This window comes from Kitasatospora sp. NPDC051702, assembly GCF_040681575.1.
Taxonomy (GTDB): domain Bacteria; phylum Actinomycetota; class Actinomycetes; order Streptomycetales; family Streptomycetaceae; genus Kitasatospora.
Genome location: NZ_JBFAZB010000028.1, coordinates 57730 through 73112, shown reverse-complemented (window position 1 = coordinate 73112; position 15383 = coordinate 57730). Strand labels below are relative to the sequence as shown.

Here is a 15383-nt window from a genome sequence, read left to right as displayed (position 1 = left end):
CCCCCGTCGACCGGCCGCCCCGACCGATCCCGCGTGAAGGACGAATGTGTCGACAGTGAGTGAACCCGTCAGCCTCTCAGCCCCCAGGGGGGCGGACGCGGGCCTGACCCCCAAGCAGCTTGCGGACAAGTACGGCCTGTCGGTCAGCGGCAGACGGCCCGGCCTGATCGCCTACACCAAGCAGCTCTGGGCCCGGCGCCACTTCATCTGGGCCTTCGCCACCGCCCGCCTGGTGGCGCAGTACACCGACGCCAAGCTGGGCCAGCTGTGGCAGGTCGTGACCCCGCTGCTGAACTGCGCGGTCTTCTACCTGGTGTTCGGTGTCATCCTGGCGAGCAAGGACAACTTCCCGCCGGACACCTACATCGCCTGGCTCTGCATCGGCGTCTTCGTCTTCCAGTTCACCCAGAACGCCGTGCAGTCCGGCACCCGGGCGATCTCGGACAACCTCGGGCTGATCCGGGCGCTGCACTTCCCGCGCGCCTCGCTGCCGATCGCCTTCACGGTGATCCAGCTCCAGCAGCTGCTGATCTCGATGGTGGTGCTGGTCGCCACCGTGCTGATCAGCGGCATCGAGCCGGGCCGGACCTGGCTGCTGATCGTCCCGGCGCTGCTGCTGCAGATGATGTTCAACACCGGCATCGCCCTGGTGATGGCCCGGATCGGCGCCAAGACCAGTGACATCTCCCAGCTCATCCCGTTCGTGATGCGGGCCTGGATGTTCCTGTCCGGCGTGATGTTCAGCATCCAGGACAAGATCAGCACCTGGCCGCACTCCATCCAGGTGCTGATGCAGGTGAACCCGGCGTCGGTCTACATGGACCTGCTCCGGCACGCCTTCGCGCCGATCATCTACAACAAGCACCAGCCCCAGCACCAGGACCTCCCGCCGCACCAGTGGGCCTACGGCATCGGCTGGGCGGTCGTGATGTTCGTGATCGGATACGTCTTCTTCTGGAAGGCCGAGGAGGAGTACGGCCGTGGCTGACATCGACCTGAGCAAGACGGCGACCGTCCGCGACACCGACGTCGCCCGTGAGCCCACCGTCGTCGTCGACGACGTGCACATCGTCTACCGGGTGCACGGCGCCGGTTCCGGCAAGGGCAGCGCCACCTCGGCGCTCAGCCGCATCGTCAGCCGCAAGCGCGGCTCGGGCGTGCGCGAGGTGCACGCGGTGCGCGGCATCAGCTTCACCGCCTACAAGGGCGAGGCGGTCGGCCTGATCGGGTCCAACGGGTCCGGCAAGTCGACGATGCTGGCGGCCATCGCCGGCCTGCTGCCGACCGAGAAGGGCGGCATCTACACCAACGGCCAGCCCTCGCTGCTGGGCGTGAACGCGGCGCTGATGAACGAGCTCACGGGTGAGCGCAACGTCATCCTCGGCTGCCTGGCGATGGGCATGCCGCCGGCCGAGGTCCGGCGCCGCTACCAGGACATCGTCGACTTCTCGGGCATCAACGAGAAGGGCGACTTCATCTCGCTGCCGATGCGCACGTACTCCTCCGGCATGGGCGCCCGGCTGCGGTTCTCCATCGCCGCCGCGAAGACCCACGACGTGCTGCTGATCGACGAGGCGCTGGCCACCGGCGACCAGGCGTTCCAGCAGCGCAGCAAGAAGCGGATCGAGGAGCTGCGCCAGTCGGCCGGTACGGTCTTCCTGGTCAGCCACGACAACAGCTCGATCCGCGAGGTCTGCGAGCGGACGATCTGGATCGAGCACGGCGAGCTGGTGATGGACGGCCCGACCGAGGAGGTCGTGGGCCGCTACGAGCGCGGCGAGCGCCCGTAGCACCGAACGGTCCGGGGGGCCGGTTCCGGGGGTTCCCGGGGCCGGCCCCCCGCGTCGTGCCCGCCGCCGGTAACCCGGGTGGCCCGCCGCCGGCGGGGTGAGCGCCCCGTGCGCCGGGCGGGGCGCCCTTCTCCGGCGCGGCCCGTGGTGTCAGGCTGTAGGCGCGGGGGCGGTGTGCCGGACGTGACGCCCCTGCTCGGACGCGTGTCCGAGTCGGGCCGGTGGTGCCGAGCGGTGTAGAACGGGGGAGTGACAGCAGTGTCGGCTTCGGCCCAGCCCAGAGATACGTCGGTGAACCGGTCCGCGGGCCGGACCCTGGACAAGGCGGCCGCGGAGAACTTCCCGGTCGCGCCGTTCTTCCTGCCCGCGGCGTGGCGGGGCGACCTGATGGCCGTCTACGGCTTCGCCCGGCTGGTCGACGACGCCGGCGACGGCGACCTGGCCGATCCGGCGGCCACCGCGGCCCTGCTCGGGGTCGACGGCGGGCCCGGCACCACCCCTTCGGCCCAGTCCGGCCCGCCGACCGCGCAGGAGACCGCCTTCCGCCTCGCCCTGCTGGACGGGCTGGAGCGCGACCTCGACCGGGTGTTCGAGACGGCCCTCCACCCGGGGACGGCCGACGGGCCCCGCCACCCGCTGATGCGCGGCCTCGTCCCGCTGGTCGACCGGCACGGGCTCACCCCGGAGCCGTTCCGCCGTCTGATCGAGGCCAACCGGGTGGACCAGACCACCACCCGCTACGCGAGCTACGACGACCTGATCGGCTACTGCACGCTGTCCGCCGACCCGGTCGGCCGCCTGGTGCTGGCCATCGCCGGCGTCTCCACCCCCGAGCGGATCGAGCTCTCCGACGCGGTCTGCAGCGCCCTCCAGGTGGTCGAGCACCTGCAGGACGTCGCCGAGGACCTCGCCCGCGGCCGGATCTACCTCCCGACCGAGGACCTCGACCGCTTCGGCGTCACCGAGGCCGACCTCGCCGCCCCCACCGCCTCCGGCCCGGTGCGCGAGCTGATCGCCTTCGAGGTGCACCGGGCCCGCACCCTGCTCGACCGCGGCGCGCCGTTGGTGGGTACGGTTCGGGGGAGGCTTCGACTGCTCCTGGCGGGATTCACCGCCGGCGGTTACGCGGCCCTGGCGGCCGTCGAGGACGCCGGGTACGACGTGCTCGCGCGACAGGCGAAGCCGGACAAGCGCCGCCTCGCAGCGAAGGCGGCGGCCATCTTCGCGAAGGGAAGGTGAACGCCCGCGTGGCGGCATCACCACTGGCGTCGGCCCAGGTCATGGCGGCGTACCGGTACTGCGAGGCAGTCACCGGACTGCAGGCGCGCAACTTCAGCTACGGCATCCGGCTGCTGCCGGAGTCCAAGCGGCTGGCCATGTCGGCCCTGTACGCCCTGGCCCGCCGGGTGGACGACATCGGCGACGGGGAGCTGCCGGCCGACCGCAAGGCGGAGGCGCTGCTGCGCACCCGGGAACTGGTGGACGAGGTCCGCGCCGGGGTGGTGGCCGACGACGACACCGACCCGATCAAGGTCGCCCTGGCCGACGCGGCCCGGCGCTTCCCGATCCCGCTGGGCGGCTTCGACGAGCTGATCGACGGCGTCGAGATGGACCTCAAGGGCGCCGAGTACCAGACGTACGAGGAGCTGAAGGTCTACTGCCGCTGCGTGGCCGGCGCGATCGGCCGGCTCTCCCTCGGCGTCTACGGCTGCGAGGACCCCGAGCGCGGGGCGCAGTACGCGGACACCCTGGGCCTGGCCCTGCAGCTCACCAACATCCTGCGCGACCTGCGCGAGGACGCCCTGAACGGCCGCACCTACCTGCCGAGCGAGGACCTCGCCCGGTACGGCTGCGAGGACGGCTTCGCGCTGCCCAGGCCGGCCGCGGGCGCCGACTTCGCCGGCCTGGTGGCCTTCGAGGCCGCCCGCGCCCAGGCCGCCTTCGAGGAGGGCCTGCGGCTGCTGCCCCTGCTCGACCGCCGCAGCCGGGCCTGCACCGCCGCGATGGCCGGGATCTACCACCGGCTGCTCGGCCGGATCGCCGCCGACCCCGAGTCGGTGCTGCGCGGCCGGGTCTCGCTGCCGGGCTGGGAGAAGGCGTACGTGGCGCTTTCCGGGCTCGCCGGGGGGCGTTCTTGATTCTCGTCCCAGTTCTGTCACGCTGTGTCAGCGGGGAATCACATGCGGGCCGAGCCGTGTCGACCGCGACCTGGCCGGCCGCGGTGACCGCCGCGGTGCGGTCCAGCGACGTCGAGGGGGAGGGCCGATGACCGGGCGAGCCGATGCCGCGCGCCCGGCCGCCGTCGTGGTCGGCGGCGGCCTGGCCGGGATCACCGCCGCGCTGCGGCTGGCCGAGGCCGGTCACCGGGTCACCCTCGCGGAGGGCCGCCCCCGGCTCGGCGGCCTCGCCTTCTCCTTCCAGCGCGGGGAGCTGGCCGTCGACAACGGCCAGCACGTGTACCTGCGCTGCTGCACCGCCTACCGCGGCCTGCTGGACCGGCTCGGCGCGACCCGGTTGGTCCACCTGCAGGAGCGGCTGGACGTCCCGGTGCTCTCCGTCTCCGGGTCCGAATCGGCCCCGGTGCGCACCCTCGGCCGGCTGCGCCGCTCCGGCCTGCCCGTGCCGCTGCACCTGGCCGGCAGCCTCGCCCGATACCCGCACCTCGGGCCGGCCGACCGCGCCCGGGTCGTCCGCGGCGCGCTCGCCCTGCAGGGCCTGGACCTCGCCGACCCCGCGCTGGACCGGATCTCCTTCGGCGAGTGGCTGCGCGGGAACGGGCAGAACACCGCCACCCTCGCCGCGCTCTGGGACCTCGTCGGGGTGGCCACCCTGAACGCCCGCGCCGACCAGGTTTCGCTGGCGCTGGCGGCGATGGTGTTCAAGACCGGCCTGCTCTCCGACCCCGGCGCCTCCGACATCGGCATGGCCGCCGTCCCGCTCGGCGTGATCCACCACGACCGGGCGCTCGCCGAACTGGAACGCGCCGGCGTGAAGGTGCTGCTGCGCACCCGTGTCGCCGGGCTCAAGCCGGCCGCGCCCCAGCACGCCGTCGTCCTGGAGGACGGCGAGCCGCTGGCCGCCGAGACGGTGGTGCTGGCCGGCGCCCAGGACACCGCGGCGGCCCTGCTGCCGCCGAACGCGATCCCCGGCCAGGACCGGCTGGACGGGTTCGGCACCGCGCCGATCCTCAACGTGCACGTGGTCTACGACCGCAAGGTGCTGCGCCGGCCGTTCTTCGCCGCGCTCGGCTCCCCGGTGCAGTGGGTCTTCGACCGCACCACCCACTCCGGCCTGGCCGGCACGGAGCTGGGGCGCAGCCACCCCGGAGCCCAGTACCTGGCGCTCTCGCAGTCCGCCGTCCAGGACGAGATCGACCTGCCGGTGGCCGAACTGCGCCGCCGCTACCTGCCGGAACTGGGCCGGCTGCTCCCGGCCGCCGAGGGCGCCGGGGTGCTGGACTTCTTCGTCACCCGCGAGCGCACCGCCACGTTCGACCCGGCACCCGGGAGCGCGGCGCTGCGCCCGTCGGCGGCGACGGGCGTCCCCGGCGTGCTGCTGGCCGGTGCGTGGACCGCCACCGGGTGGCCCGCGACCATGGAGGGCGCCGTGCGCAGCGGCCACGCCGCCGCCGACGCCGCCCTCGCCGCGGCCGGCGGCCGGATCCCGGCCGACCGGGGCGACGGGAGGTGGCCCCGGTGACGGCGGGCCCCGCCGCCGGAGAGCCCGCCAGAGCCGTTCGCTCCACCGTCGGCGGTACCGGCCGCCCCGGCCGTGGCGACAACGGCGACACTGGGACCAGCCCCACCGACACCGGCCCCACCGACACCACCCGCACCGACAGCGCACAGACCCGGCCGCCCCGTGCGGTCCGGCACCACGAGGGAGAGGGAACGCACGTGGAGTCACGCACCGGCATCGCCGTCGGAGGCACGGCGCACGCCGAACCGGTCTCGGTGCCGGAGCTGCTCGCCCGCAGCCGTACGCTCTGCACCCCGCCGCTGCGGGCCGCCGTCGCCCGTTTGGCCGCACCGATGGACACCGTCGCGGCCTACCACTTCGGCTGGATCGACCGCGACGGCACCGCCGTCAAGGGGGACGGCGGCAAGGCCGTGCGCCCGGCCCTGGCCCTGCTGTCCGCCCAGGCCACCGGAGCCCCGGCCGAGGCCGGCGTGCCGGGGGGCGTGGCCGTTGAACTGGTGCACAACTTCTCGCTGCTCCATGATGATCTGATGGACGGTGACGAGACCCGGCGGCACCGGGCCACCGCGTGGACGGTCTTCGGCCCGTCCCAGGCGATCCTGGTCGGCGACGCCCTGGCGACGCTCGGCACGGAGGTGCTGCTCGACGCCGCGGTGACCGGTGGCGCGAGCCCCGCCGACGCCGCGCGCGCCGTCCGGCTGCTCACCACGGCGACCCGCCGGCTGATCGACGGCCAGGCCATGGACGTCGCCTTCGAACAGCGCGACAGCGTGACCGTCGCCGAGTGCCTGGAGATGGAGGGCGGCAAGACCGCGGCCCTGCTGGCCGCCGCCTCGGCGATCGGCGCCGTCCTCGCCGGCGCCGACGACAAGGTCGCCGACGCCCTCCAGCGCTACGGCCACCACCTGGGCCTGGCCTTCCAGGCGGTGGACGACCTGCTCGGCATCTGGGGCGCCACCGAGGTCACCGGCAAGCCGCACTGGGGGGACCTGCGCCAGCGCAAGAAGTCCCTGCCGGTCGCCGCCGCGCTGGCCGAGGGCGGGGCCGCCTCGCGCCGGCTCGCCGGGCAACTGGCCGATCCGAAGGGCCGCGGCGAGGAGAGCGAGCCCGAGCTCGCCGCCCGGGCTGCCCTGATCGAGGAGGCCGGCGGCCGGGCCTGGACCCAGGAGGAGGCCCGCCGCCAGCACACGACTGCCCTCGCCGCCCTGGACGAGGTGCCCATGTCCGACGAGGTGCGCGAGCACTTCGTCGCACTCGCCGAATTCGTGGTGGTACGAGAGAGGTGACGTTACGTTGACAGCAACCGCGGACGGCCGGCTCGACCCTGAGTACGATCCCGAGCCGGTCGCGGTGGGCGACCGCCCCCCGGCGCTGTCGGGCGCCGGGCGGTGGCGGCCCGAGGACGGCGAGCAATCCGGGCCGGCCGACGGGGCGGGCCCCGTACCGGCCGACGCGCGGGAGGCCCTGGCCCGCGCCACCACCCACCTGCTCTCGCTGCAGAGCTCCGAGGGCTGGTGGAAGGGGGACCTGGAGACCAACGTCACCATGGACGCCGAGGACTTACTGCTCCGGCAGTTCCTCGGGATCCGGACCGAGGACCAGACCAAGGCCACCGCCGAGTGGATCCGTTCCCAGCAGCGGGAGGACGGCACCTGGGCCACCTTCCACGGCGGGCCGCCCGAACTGTCCACCACCGTCGAGGCGTACGTCGCCCTCAAACTGGCCGGCGACGACCCGGGCGCCCCGCACATGCAGGCCGCCGCGCGGTACGTGCGCTCCGCCGGCGGCATCGCGGCCGCCCGGGTCTTCACCCGGATCTGGCTCGCGCTCTTCGGCTGGTGGCCGTGGGAACGGCTGCCCGAGATGCCGCCCGAGATCATCTTCCTGCCCAGGTGGCTGCCGCTGAACATCTACGCCTTCGGCTGCTGGGCCCGCCAGACCATCGTCCCGCTCACCATCGTCTCGGCCCACCGCCCCGTCCGACCGGCGCCCTTCCCGCTGACCGAGCTGCACACCGACCCGGACGACCCCTACCCCCACCGGCCGCTCGCCCCCGCCACCAGCTGGGACGGCCTCTTCGAACGCCTCGACAAGGTCCTGCACGCCTACCACCGGCGGGCCGTGCGCCCGCTGCGCCGGCTCGCCGTCTCCCAGGCCTGCCGCTGGATCATCGAACGGCAGGAGGCCGACGGCTGCTGGGGCGGGATCCAGCCGCCCGCCGTCTACTCGCTGATCGCCCTGCACCTCGAGGGCTACGAGCTGGAACACCCGGTGATGCAGGCCGGACTCTCCTCCTTCGACCGCTTCACCGTGCACACCGAGGACGGCCGGCGCTGGCTGGAGGCCTGCCAGTCCCCGGTCTGGGACACCTGCCTGGCCACCATCGCCCTGGTCGACGCCGGACTGCCGGCCGACCACCCGGCGCTGGTCTCGGCCGTCGACTGGATGCTCCAGGAGGAGATCCGCAAGAACGGCGACTGGTCCGTCCAGCGGCCCTCGCTGGCCCCCGGCGGCTGGGCCTTCGAGTTCGAGAACGACACCTACCCCGACATCGACGACACCGCCGAGGTGGTCCTCGCGCTGCGCCGGGTCGCCCACCCCGACCCGGCCAAGGTCGAGGCCGCGGCGGAGCGCGGCGTGCTGTGGAACCTCGGGATGCAGTCCAAGAACGGCGCCTGGGGCGCCTTCGACGTCGACAACACCAGCACGCTGCCCAACAAGCTGCCGTTCTGCGACTTCGGCGAGGTGGTCGACCCGCCCTCGGCCGACGTCACCGCCCACGTGGTGGAGATGCTCGCCGAGACCGGCCGGGCCCGCGACCCCCGCACCCGGCGCGGCGTCGAGTGGCTGCTGCGCAACCAGGAGGCGGACGGCTCCTGGTTCGGCCGCTGGGGCACCAACTACATCTACGGCACCGGCTCGGTGCTGCCCGCGCTGGCCTCGGCCGGCGTCCCGGACGAGCACCCCGCCGTCCGCCGGGCCGTCCGCTGGCTGGAGGACCGGCAGAACACCGACGGCGGCTGGGGCGAGGACATGCGCTCCTACGAGGACCCGGCCCGCTGGGCCGGGCGCGGCGACTCCACCGCCTCGCAGACCGCGTGGGCGCTGATGGCGCTGCTCGCGGCCGGCGAGGGGCCGGACGGCCGGGCCAACCCGGCGGTGGAGCGCGGCGTGGACTGGCTCGTGCGCACCCAGCTGCCCGAGGGCACCTGGGACGAACCGCAGTTCACCGGCACCGGCTTCCCCTGGGACTTCTCCATCAACTACCACCTCTACCGGCTGGTCTTCCCGGTCACCGCACTCGGCCGCTACCTGCACGGCAACCCGGTGATCGGCCGGGGCGACGGCGGGGCCCCGGCGATCGGGGCGACGCGGTGACCACCGCACCCCTGCTGGTCCTCTGCGCGCTGGGCCCCGAGGTCTGGGCCCTGCGTGGCGGGGACTGGCGCGGAGCGGCGGGCGGGCCACCGGTGCTGGTGCGCACCGGCATGGGCCGGCGCCGCGCCGCGCTCGCCGTGCGCGGGCTGCTCGACTCCGCCCCGGGCGGGTACGGCGCGCTCGTGGTGGCCGGCTTCGGCGCCGCGGTCGGCCCCGGCGTGCTGCCGGGGGACGTCGTGGTCGCCGACGGCGTGCGCGACGCGGAGGGGCACCTGTACCCGGTCGACTCCGGTCCGGAGCTCGCCCGGGCCCTCAAGGAGCAGGGCCTGGCCGTGCACACCGGGGTGCACCACACCGCCGACCACGTGGTCCGCGGCCTGGAACGCCGGGCCCTGCACCTGCAGGGCGCGCTCGCCGTCGACATGGAGGCGGCCGCGGTGCTCGCCGCGCTGCGTGAGCGGCGGCCGGCCCTGCCCGCCGCCGTCCTGCGGGTCGTGGTGGACACCCCCGAGCGCGAGCTGCTGCGGCCCGGCACCCTCCCGGCCGGGGCGCGCGCCTGGCGGACCCTGCGGGCGACCGTCCCCGCCCTCGTCGACTGGTACCGGCAGGAGGCCCGGCCGGCCCCCGCCGAACCGAACCACCCCACATCCTCGACGCTCCCCCAGGAGGCGAGCTAGCCATGGCCATGCCGTTGCGCCAGACCGTGCGGGTCGGCACCTACCTCATGCAGCAGAGGCTGCTCAAACGGCGGGAGAAGTTCCCGCTGATCGTCGAGCTGGAGCCGCTGTTCGCCTGCAACCTCGCCTGCGAGGGCTGCGGCAAGATCCAGCACCCGGCGGGCGTCCTGAAGCAGCGGATGCCGGTCGCCCAGGCCGTCGGCGCGGTCCTCGAGTCGGGCGCGCCGATGGTCTCGATCGCCGGCGGCGAGCCGCTGATGCACCCGCAGATCGACGAGATCGTCCGACAGCTGGTGGAGCGCCGCAAGTACGTCTTCCTCTGCACCAACGCGCTGCTGCTGCGCAAGAAGATCGACAAGTTCCGGCCCTCGCCGTACTTCACCTGGGCCGTGCACATCGACGGCCTGCGCGAGCGGCACGACGAGTCGGTCGCCAAGGAGGGCACCTTCGACGAGGCGGTGGCGGCCATCAAGGAGGCCAAGCGGCGCGGCTTCCGGGTCACCACCAACAGCACCTTCTTCAACACCGACACCCCGCAGACCATCATCGAGGTGCTGGACTTCCTCAACGACGAGCTCAAGGTCGACGAGATGATGATCTCCCCGGCCTACGCCTACGAGAAGGCCCCCGACCAGGAGCACTTCCTCGGCGTCGACCAGACCAGGGACCTCTTCCGCAAGGCCTTCGCCGGCGGCAACCGGCGCCGCTGGCGGCTCAACCACAGCCCGCTCTTCCTCGACTTCCTGGAGGGCAAGGCCGACTTCGAGTGCACTCCCTGGGGCATCCCCAACTACTCGTTGTTCGGCTGGCAGCGGCCCTGCTACCTGATGGCCGACGGCTACGTGCCCACCTACCGCGAACTCGTCGAGAAGACCGACTGGACCAAGTACGGCCGCGGCAAGGACCCGCGCTGCGCCAACTGCATGGCGCACTGCGGCTACGAGCCGACCGCCGTCCTCGCCACCATGGGCTCGCTCAAGGAGTCGCTGCGCGCCATCACCGAGACCGTCGGCGCCGACCGAGGCCGCTGAACGGGCGGTCCGCGCACCCCGCGGACCGCCACCCGGCCCGGGCCCGCCGCCCGGGCCGGCCCCGCCCCCGCCGGGCGGCGGCACCACCGCACCACTCCGAGTCGTGAGGTGTACCCATGTCACTGCTCTCCAGCGTCACGTCCCCGGCCGAGCTGCGGAAGCTTCCGGCGGCCGAACTCCCGCTGCTCGCCGACGAGATCCGCGCCTTCCTGATCGACGCCGTCACCCGCACCGGCGGACACCTCGGACCCAACCTCGGCGTGGTGGAGCTGACCATCGCCCTGCACCGGGTCTTCGACTCCCCCTACGACCGGATCGTCTTCGACACCGGCCACCAGAGCTACGTCCACAAGCTGCTCACCGGCCGCCAGGACTTCTCCCGGCTGCGGATGAAGGGCGGCCTGTCCGGTTACCCCTCGCGCCGCGAGTCCGAACACGACCTGGTCGAGAACTCGCACGCCTCCACCGCCCTGTCCTACGCCGACGGCCTCGCCAAGGCCGCCCGACTGCTCGGCCAGCACGACCGGCACACCGTCGCGGTGATCGGCGACGGCGCGCTCACCGGCGGGCTCGCCTGGGAGGCGCTCAACAACATCGCCGAGGCCAGGGACCGGCCGATGGTCATCGTCGTCAACGACAACGAACGCTCCTACGCCCGCACCATCGGCGGCCTCGCCAACCACCTGGCCACCCTGCGCACCACCCAGGGCTACGAGCGCTTCCTCGCCCTCGGCAAGGGGGCGCTGCAGCGCACCCCGCTGGTCGGGCAGCCGATCTTCGACGCCCTGCACGGCGCCAAGAAGGGCTTCAAGGACGCCTTCGCCCCGCAGGGCATGTTCGAGGACCTCGGGCTGAAGTACCTCGGCCCGATCGACGGCCACGACGTCGGCGCCGTCGAACAGGCGCTGCGCCAGGCGCGCGGCTTCGGCGGGCCCGTCATCGTGCACTGCCTGACCGTCAAGGGGCGCGGCTACCGGCCCGCCGAACAGGACGAGGCCGACCGCTTCCACGCCGTCAACCCGATCGACCCCTACACCTGCCTGCCGATCAACCCCAGCAGCGGCGTCTCCTGGACCTCGGTCTTCGGCGACGAGCTGGTCGCGCTCGGCGCCGAGCGGCCGGACCTCGTCGCGATCACCGCCGCGATGCTCCAGCCGGTCGGCCTCGCCCGCTTCGCCAAGGCCCACCCGGAGCGTACCTTCGACGTCGGCATCGCCGAGCAGCACGCCGTCACCAGCGCCGCCGGCCTGGCCACCGGCGGCCTGCACCCGGTGGTCGCGGTCTACGCGACCTTCCTCAACCGGGCCTTCGACCAGGTCCTGATGGACGTCGCCCTGCACCGGCTCGGCGTGACCTTCGTCCTGGACCGGGCCGGGGTCACCGGCAGCGACGGCGCCTCCCACAACGGCATGTGGGACATGTCCGTCCTGCAGGTCGTCCCCGGACTGCGGCTGGCCGCCCCGCGCGACGCCGACCAGCTGCGCGCCCAGCTGCGCGAGGCCGTCGACGTGGCCGACGCCCCCACGGTCATCCGCTTCCCCAAGGGGAACATCGGCCCCGGCGTCCCCGTGGTCGAGCGGATCGGCGGCGTCGACGTCCTGCTGCGCACCGGGCCGGCACCGGAGATCCTGCTCGTCGCCGTCGGCACCACGGCCGCCGCCTGCCTGGACGCCGCCCGGCTGCTGCTCGCCGAGGGGTTCACCGCGACCGTGGTCGACCCGCGCTGGGTCAAGCCGGTCGACCCGGCACTGGCGCGGCTCGCCGCCGCCCATCGGCTGGTCGTCACCGTCGAGGACAACGGACGCACCGGCGGCGTCGGGGCCGCCACCGCCCAGGCGCTGCGCGACGCCGACGTGGACGTGCCGGTGCGGGTGCTCGGCCTGCCGCAGGAGTTCCTCGGCCACGCCGCCCGCGGGGAGATCCTGGAGGAGGCCGGCCTGACCGGCACCGGGGTCGCCGCCCAGACCGCCGTCTTCGCGAAGACCCTGCTGCCGAACCGAGGAGCGAACCAGCGCCATGCCGGCTGAACCCGACCGCCCCGCCTTCGACCTCGCCGCCCTGATCGCCGAACGCGGCGCCGAGCGCTACGAGCTGCACGGCCGCTACCTCAACCCGCAGCTGCCGCGGATGCTGCACACCATCGGCTTCGACAAGTACTACGAGCGCGCCGAGGGCCCGTACTTCTACGACGCCGAGGGCAACGAGTACCTCGACATGCTGGCCGGCTTCGGCATCTTCGCGCTCGGCCGCCACCACCCGGTGGTGCGCTCGGCGGTGCAGCAGGTGATGGACCTCGACCTGCCCGACCTGGTCCGGTTCGACTGCTCGCCGCTGCCCGGACTGCTCGCCGAGCGGCTCCTCTCGCACGCGCCCGGACTGGACCGGGTGTTCTTCGGGAACAGCGGCACCGAGGCGGTGGAGACCGCGCTCAAGTTCGCCCGGTACGCCACCGGCCGGCGCCGGATCCTCTACGCCGACCACGCCTTCCACGGTCTGACCGCCGGTTCGCTCTCGGTCAACGGCGAGAGCGGGTTCCGCAAGGGCTTCGACCCGCTGCTGCCGGACACCGCCATCCCGCTCGGCGACCTCGGCGCACTGGCCAAGGAGCTGAAGCGCGGGGACGTCGCGGCGCTGATCGTCGAACCGATCCAGGGCAAGGGCGTCCAGGCTCCGCCGCCCGGCTGGCTGGGCGCCGCGCAGGCCCTGCTGCACGAGCACAAGGCGCTGCTGATCTGCGACGAGGTGCAGACCGGCATCGGCCGCACCGGCGCGTTCTTCGCCTACCAGCACGAGGAGGGCGTGCTGCCCGACCTGGTCTGCGCGGCCAAGGCGCTGTCCGGCGGGTACGTGCCGGTGGGCGCGACGCTCGGCAAGGGCTGGATCTTCGAGAAGGTGTACTCCTCGATGGACCGGGTGCTGGTGCACTCGGCCAGCTTCGGCGCCAACGCCCAGGCGATGGCGGCCGGACTGGCGACCCTGGAGGTGATGCGCGAGGAGAAGGTGGTGGAGAACGCCCGCCAGGTCGGCGACCGCTTCCGGGAGCGGCTGGCCGAGCTGGTCGACCGGTACGAGCTGCTCGCCGAGGTCCGCGGCCGCGGGCTGATGATCGGCATCGAGTTCGGCCGGCCCAGGTCGCTCAAGCTGCGCACCGGGTGGACCGCCCTGCAGGCCGCGCGCAAGGGGTTGTTCGCCCAGATGGTGGTCGTCCCGCTGCTCCAGCGCCACCGGATCCTCACCCAGGTGTCCGGCGACCACCTGGAGGTGATCAAGCTGATCCCGCCGCTGATCATCACCGACCGGGACGTGGACCGGTTCGTGGCCGCGTTCACCGACGTCATGGACGACGCGCACCGGGGGACCGGTCTGATGTGGGACTTCGGGCGGACCCTGGTCAAGCAGGCGGTCGGCAACCGCTGAGCAGGACGCCTGGACCGGCGGGCGAGGTACGCGGAACGGGACACCGGGATCGGCGGGCGAGGTGCGCGGAGTGGGAAGTCGGGCGGGCCGACTTCCCACTCCGTGGGAGACACCGCGTCAGAGCTCGGTCCGGCGTCGCCGGATGACCACCACGAGATCGACGGCGGCGAACAGGGTGAGCAGCCCGCAGGCGATGGCGAAGCCGGTGAGCGTCCCCCGGCTGGGGGCGCCGTAGGCGGGGGAGGCCGCCGCCCAGACCGCGAAGCCCACCGTGGCCAGCGCGAACAGCGGAGTGAAGGTGAGCGAGAGCAGGTAGCGGAGCTTGAGGTCGCTGCGGGCGGTGGACGGTTCGGTGCCGCTGCGCCAGCGCCGCCGGGGCGTGGTGATGGTGGTGCGCATGCCCTTTCACCTCCGGACCGCGTGGGTGCGGGCTACGATTCCAGCGTACGTCCGAGGGGGGAACGGGGAGGCGTGATGACGGGGTCGGACACGGCGGGCACGGACGCCGAGGGCTACGCGGGCCTGCGGATCGAGCGGGCCAGGGAACTGGCCCGGCGGCACGGCTGGGCGTCGGTCCGGGTGCTCGAACCCGGGGCGATGACGACCATGGACCACCGCGAGGGGCGGCTCAACCTCGCGGTGCGCGACGGTCTGGTCGAGCGCAGCTGGGAAGGCTGACCGCCGGGTGGGGCCGGCCGCCCCGGCGCCGGGCGAGCCGTCGTTCGGCGGCGGTCACCAGGGGTTCCGCCAGGGGCAGCGAGAGCAGCACCAGTAGTCCGGCGGCCCAGCCGGCCAGGACGTCGGTGACCCAGTGGGTGCCGAGGTAGACCGTGGTCAGGCCGATCGAGCAGGCGGTGGCCGCGGCGAGCACGGCGCCGGTGCGCCGCCAGCGGACCGCGAGGTAGGCGAGCACGCCCCAGGTGACGACGGCGTTCGCGGTGTGACCGGACGGGAAGATGGTGCCGCCGGAGAACAGCTCGGGCGAGCCGACGTACTGGGCGTAGTGCGGGCCCAGCCGGCCGGTGACGATCTTGACCGCGCCGACCGTGACGTTCAGCAGGAGCAGGGCGACGGCCATCACCAGCAGCGGGCGCAGCCGCCCCAGCCGGTGGGCGCGCCAGGCGAGCCAGGCGAAGGCGGCGACGGCGGAGGGGCCGCGCTGGCCGGCGACCACCCAGGTGTCGAGCAGCGGTTCCAGGCTGGGCCAGTGCGCGTAGGGGCGGAACAGGCGCACGTCCCAGTCGAGGTCGACCAGGGCGGTGTTGAGCAGGACACCGGCCAGGACCAGCAGGTAGGCGCCGCAGGTGGCGGCCAGGAGGGCGGCCTGCCGGCGGCCCATCGGCGGCCAGCCGGGCTCGTCGCGGTTCGTCCGGCGGCGCAGGTCCGGGTGG

At 73.6% G+C, this 15383-nt stretch carries 13 protein-coding genes and 1 pseudogene; 12 read left to right on the top strand and 2 right to left on the bottom strand.

The features are described 5' to 3' along the window. Positions 1-46: 46 nt before the first annotated feature. From AB0N04_RS23015 to AB0N04_RS22965, 11 genes are all read left to right on the top strand, one after another. On the top strand, positions 47-988 hold the full coding sequence (locus tag AB0N04_RS23015) for an ABC transporter permease (protein WP_360210710.1): 942 nt from the start codon (positions 47-49) through the stop codon (positions 986-988). Continuing rightward, positions 981-1790 (top strand): ABC transporter ATP-binding protein, encoded by an 810-nt coding sequence (locus AB0N04_RS23010; protein WP_360210712.1) that lies wholly within the window; start codon positions 981-983, stop codon positions 1788-1790. The genes AB0N04_RS23015 and AB0N04_RS23010 overlap by 8 nt, the downstream gene beginning before the upstream one ends. Positions 1791-2081: 291 nt before the next feature. Continuing rightward, positions 2082-3029, top strand: a complete 948-nt coding sequence (gene hpnC, locus AB0N04_RS23005; protein WP_360210714.1) for a squalene synthase HpnC — start codon at positions 2082-2084, stop codon at positions 3027-3029. 41 nt (positions 3030-3070) lie between these two features. After that, positions 3071-3928, top strand: coding sequence for a presqualene diphosphate synthase HpnD (gene hpnD / locus AB0N04_RS23000; protein WP_360210784.1), 858 nt, complete (start codon positions 3071-3073; stop codon positions 3926-3928). A gap of 127 nt (positions 3929-4055) precedes the next feature. Then, a complete protein-coding gene (gene hpnE / locus AB0N04_RS22995; RefSeq protein ID WP_360210716.1) occupies positions 4056-5489 on the top strand; it encodes a hydroxysqualene dehydroxylase HpnE in 1434 nt (477 codons plus the stop codon). Between the two features lie 215 nt (positions 5490-5704). Further along, positions 5705-6775 carry a polyprenyl synthetase family protein gene (locus AB0N04_RS22990; protein WP_360210786.1) on the top strand — a complete coding sequence of 357 codons (1071 nt, stop codon included), beginning with the start codon at positions 5705-5707 and terminating at the stop codon, positions 6773-6775. 7 nt (positions 6776-6782) lie between these two features. Beyond that, positions 6783-8867 (top strand): squalene--hopene cyclase, encoded by a 2085-nt coding sequence (shc, locus tag AB0N04_RS22985; RefSeq protein ID WP_360210718.1) that lies wholly within the window; start codon positions 6783-6785, stop codon positions 8865-8867. After that, on the top strand, positions 8864-9544 hold the full coding sequence (locus AB0N04_RS22980) for a 1-hydroxy-2-methyl-2-butenyl 4-diphosphate reductase (protein ID WP_360210720.1): 681 nt from the start codon (positions 8864-8866) through the stop codon (positions 9542-9544). The genes shc and AB0N04_RS22980 overlap by 4 nt, the downstream gene beginning before the upstream one ends. Positions 9545-9546: 2 nt before the next feature. Then, on the top strand, positions 9547-10575 hold the full coding sequence (hpnH, locus tag AB0N04_RS22975; protein WP_360210722.1) for an adenosyl-hopene transferase HpnH: 1029 nt from the start codon (positions 9547-9549) through the stop codon (positions 10573-10575). 116 nt (positions 10576-10691) lie between these two features. Beyond that, on the top strand, positions 10692-12602 hold the full coding sequence (gene dxs / locus AB0N04_RS22970; protein WP_360210724.1) for a 1-deoxy-D-xylulose-5-phosphate synthase: 1911 nt from the start codon (positions 10692-10694) through the stop codon (positions 12600-12602). Further along, the gene (locus AB0N04_RS22965) at positions 12592-13992 is read left to right on the top strand and encodes an aspartate aminotransferase family protein (RefSeq protein ID WP_360210726.1); all 1401 of its coding nucleotides are present in this window, start codon (positions 12592-12594) and stop codon (positions 13990-13992) included. Before dxs ends, AB0N04_RS22965 begins: the two co-directional genes overlap by 11 nt. A 117-nt stretch (positions 13993-14109) precedes the next feature. Here AB0N04_RS22965 and AB0N04_RS22960 read toward each other — a convergent pair whose 3' ends face one another. Further along, positions 14110-14391, bottom strand: a complete 282-nt coding sequence (locus AB0N04_RS22960; protein WP_360210728.1) for a DUF6343 family protein — start codon at positions 14389-14391, stop codon at positions 14110-14112. 75 nt (positions 14392-14466) lie between these two features. Between AB0N04_RS22960 and AB0N04_RS22955 the strand changes: the two genes are divergently transcribed. Continuing rightward, on the top strand, positions 14467-14670 hold the full coding sequence (locus tag AB0N04_RS22955; protein ID WP_360210730.1) for an I78 family peptidase inhibitor: 204 nt from the start codon (positions 14467-14469) through the stop codon (positions 14668-14670). 43 nt (positions 14671-14713) lie between these two features. On the opposite strand, the pseudogene AB0N04_RS22950 reads toward AB0N04_RS22955, so the two are convergent. Next, a pseudogene (locus AB0N04_RS22950) lies at positions 14714-15286 on the bottom strand (phosphatase PAP2 family protein); the annotation flags it as partial. Positions 15287-15383 lie beyond the last annotated feature (97 nt).

What these genes read in the sequence shown, in the direction of transcription:
- hpnD (WP_360210784.1), top strand. Translation starts at nt 3,071, where the DNA reads ATGGCGGCGTACCGGTACTGCGAGGCAGTCACCGGACTGCAGGCGCGC.
- AB0N04_RS22955 (WP_360210730.1), top strand. Translation starts at nt 14,467, where the DNA reads ATGACGGGGTCGGACACGGCGGGCACGGACGCCGAGGGCTACGCGGGC.
- dxs (WP_360210724.1), top strand. Translation starts at nt 10,692, where the DNA reads ATGTCACTGCTCTCCAGCGTCACGTCCCCGGCCGAGCTGCGGAAGCTT.
- hpnE (WP_360210716.1), top strand. Translation starts at nt 4,056, where the DNA reads ATGACCGGGCGAGCCGATGCCGCGCGCCCGGCCGCCGTCGTGGTCGGC.
- AB0N04_RS22960 (WP_360210728.1), bottom strand. Translation starts at nt 14,391, where the DNA reads ATGCGCACCACCATCACCACGCCCCGGCGGCGCTGGCGCAGCGGCACC.
- AB0N04_RS22965 (WP_360210726.1), top strand. Translation starts at nt 12,592, where the DNA reads ATGCCGGCTGAACCCGACCGCCCCGCCTTCGACCTCGCCGCCCTGATC.
- hpnH (WP_360210722.1), top strand. Translation starts at nt 9,547, where the DNA reads ATGGCCATGCCGTTGCGCCAGACCGTGCGGGTCGGCACCTACCTCATG.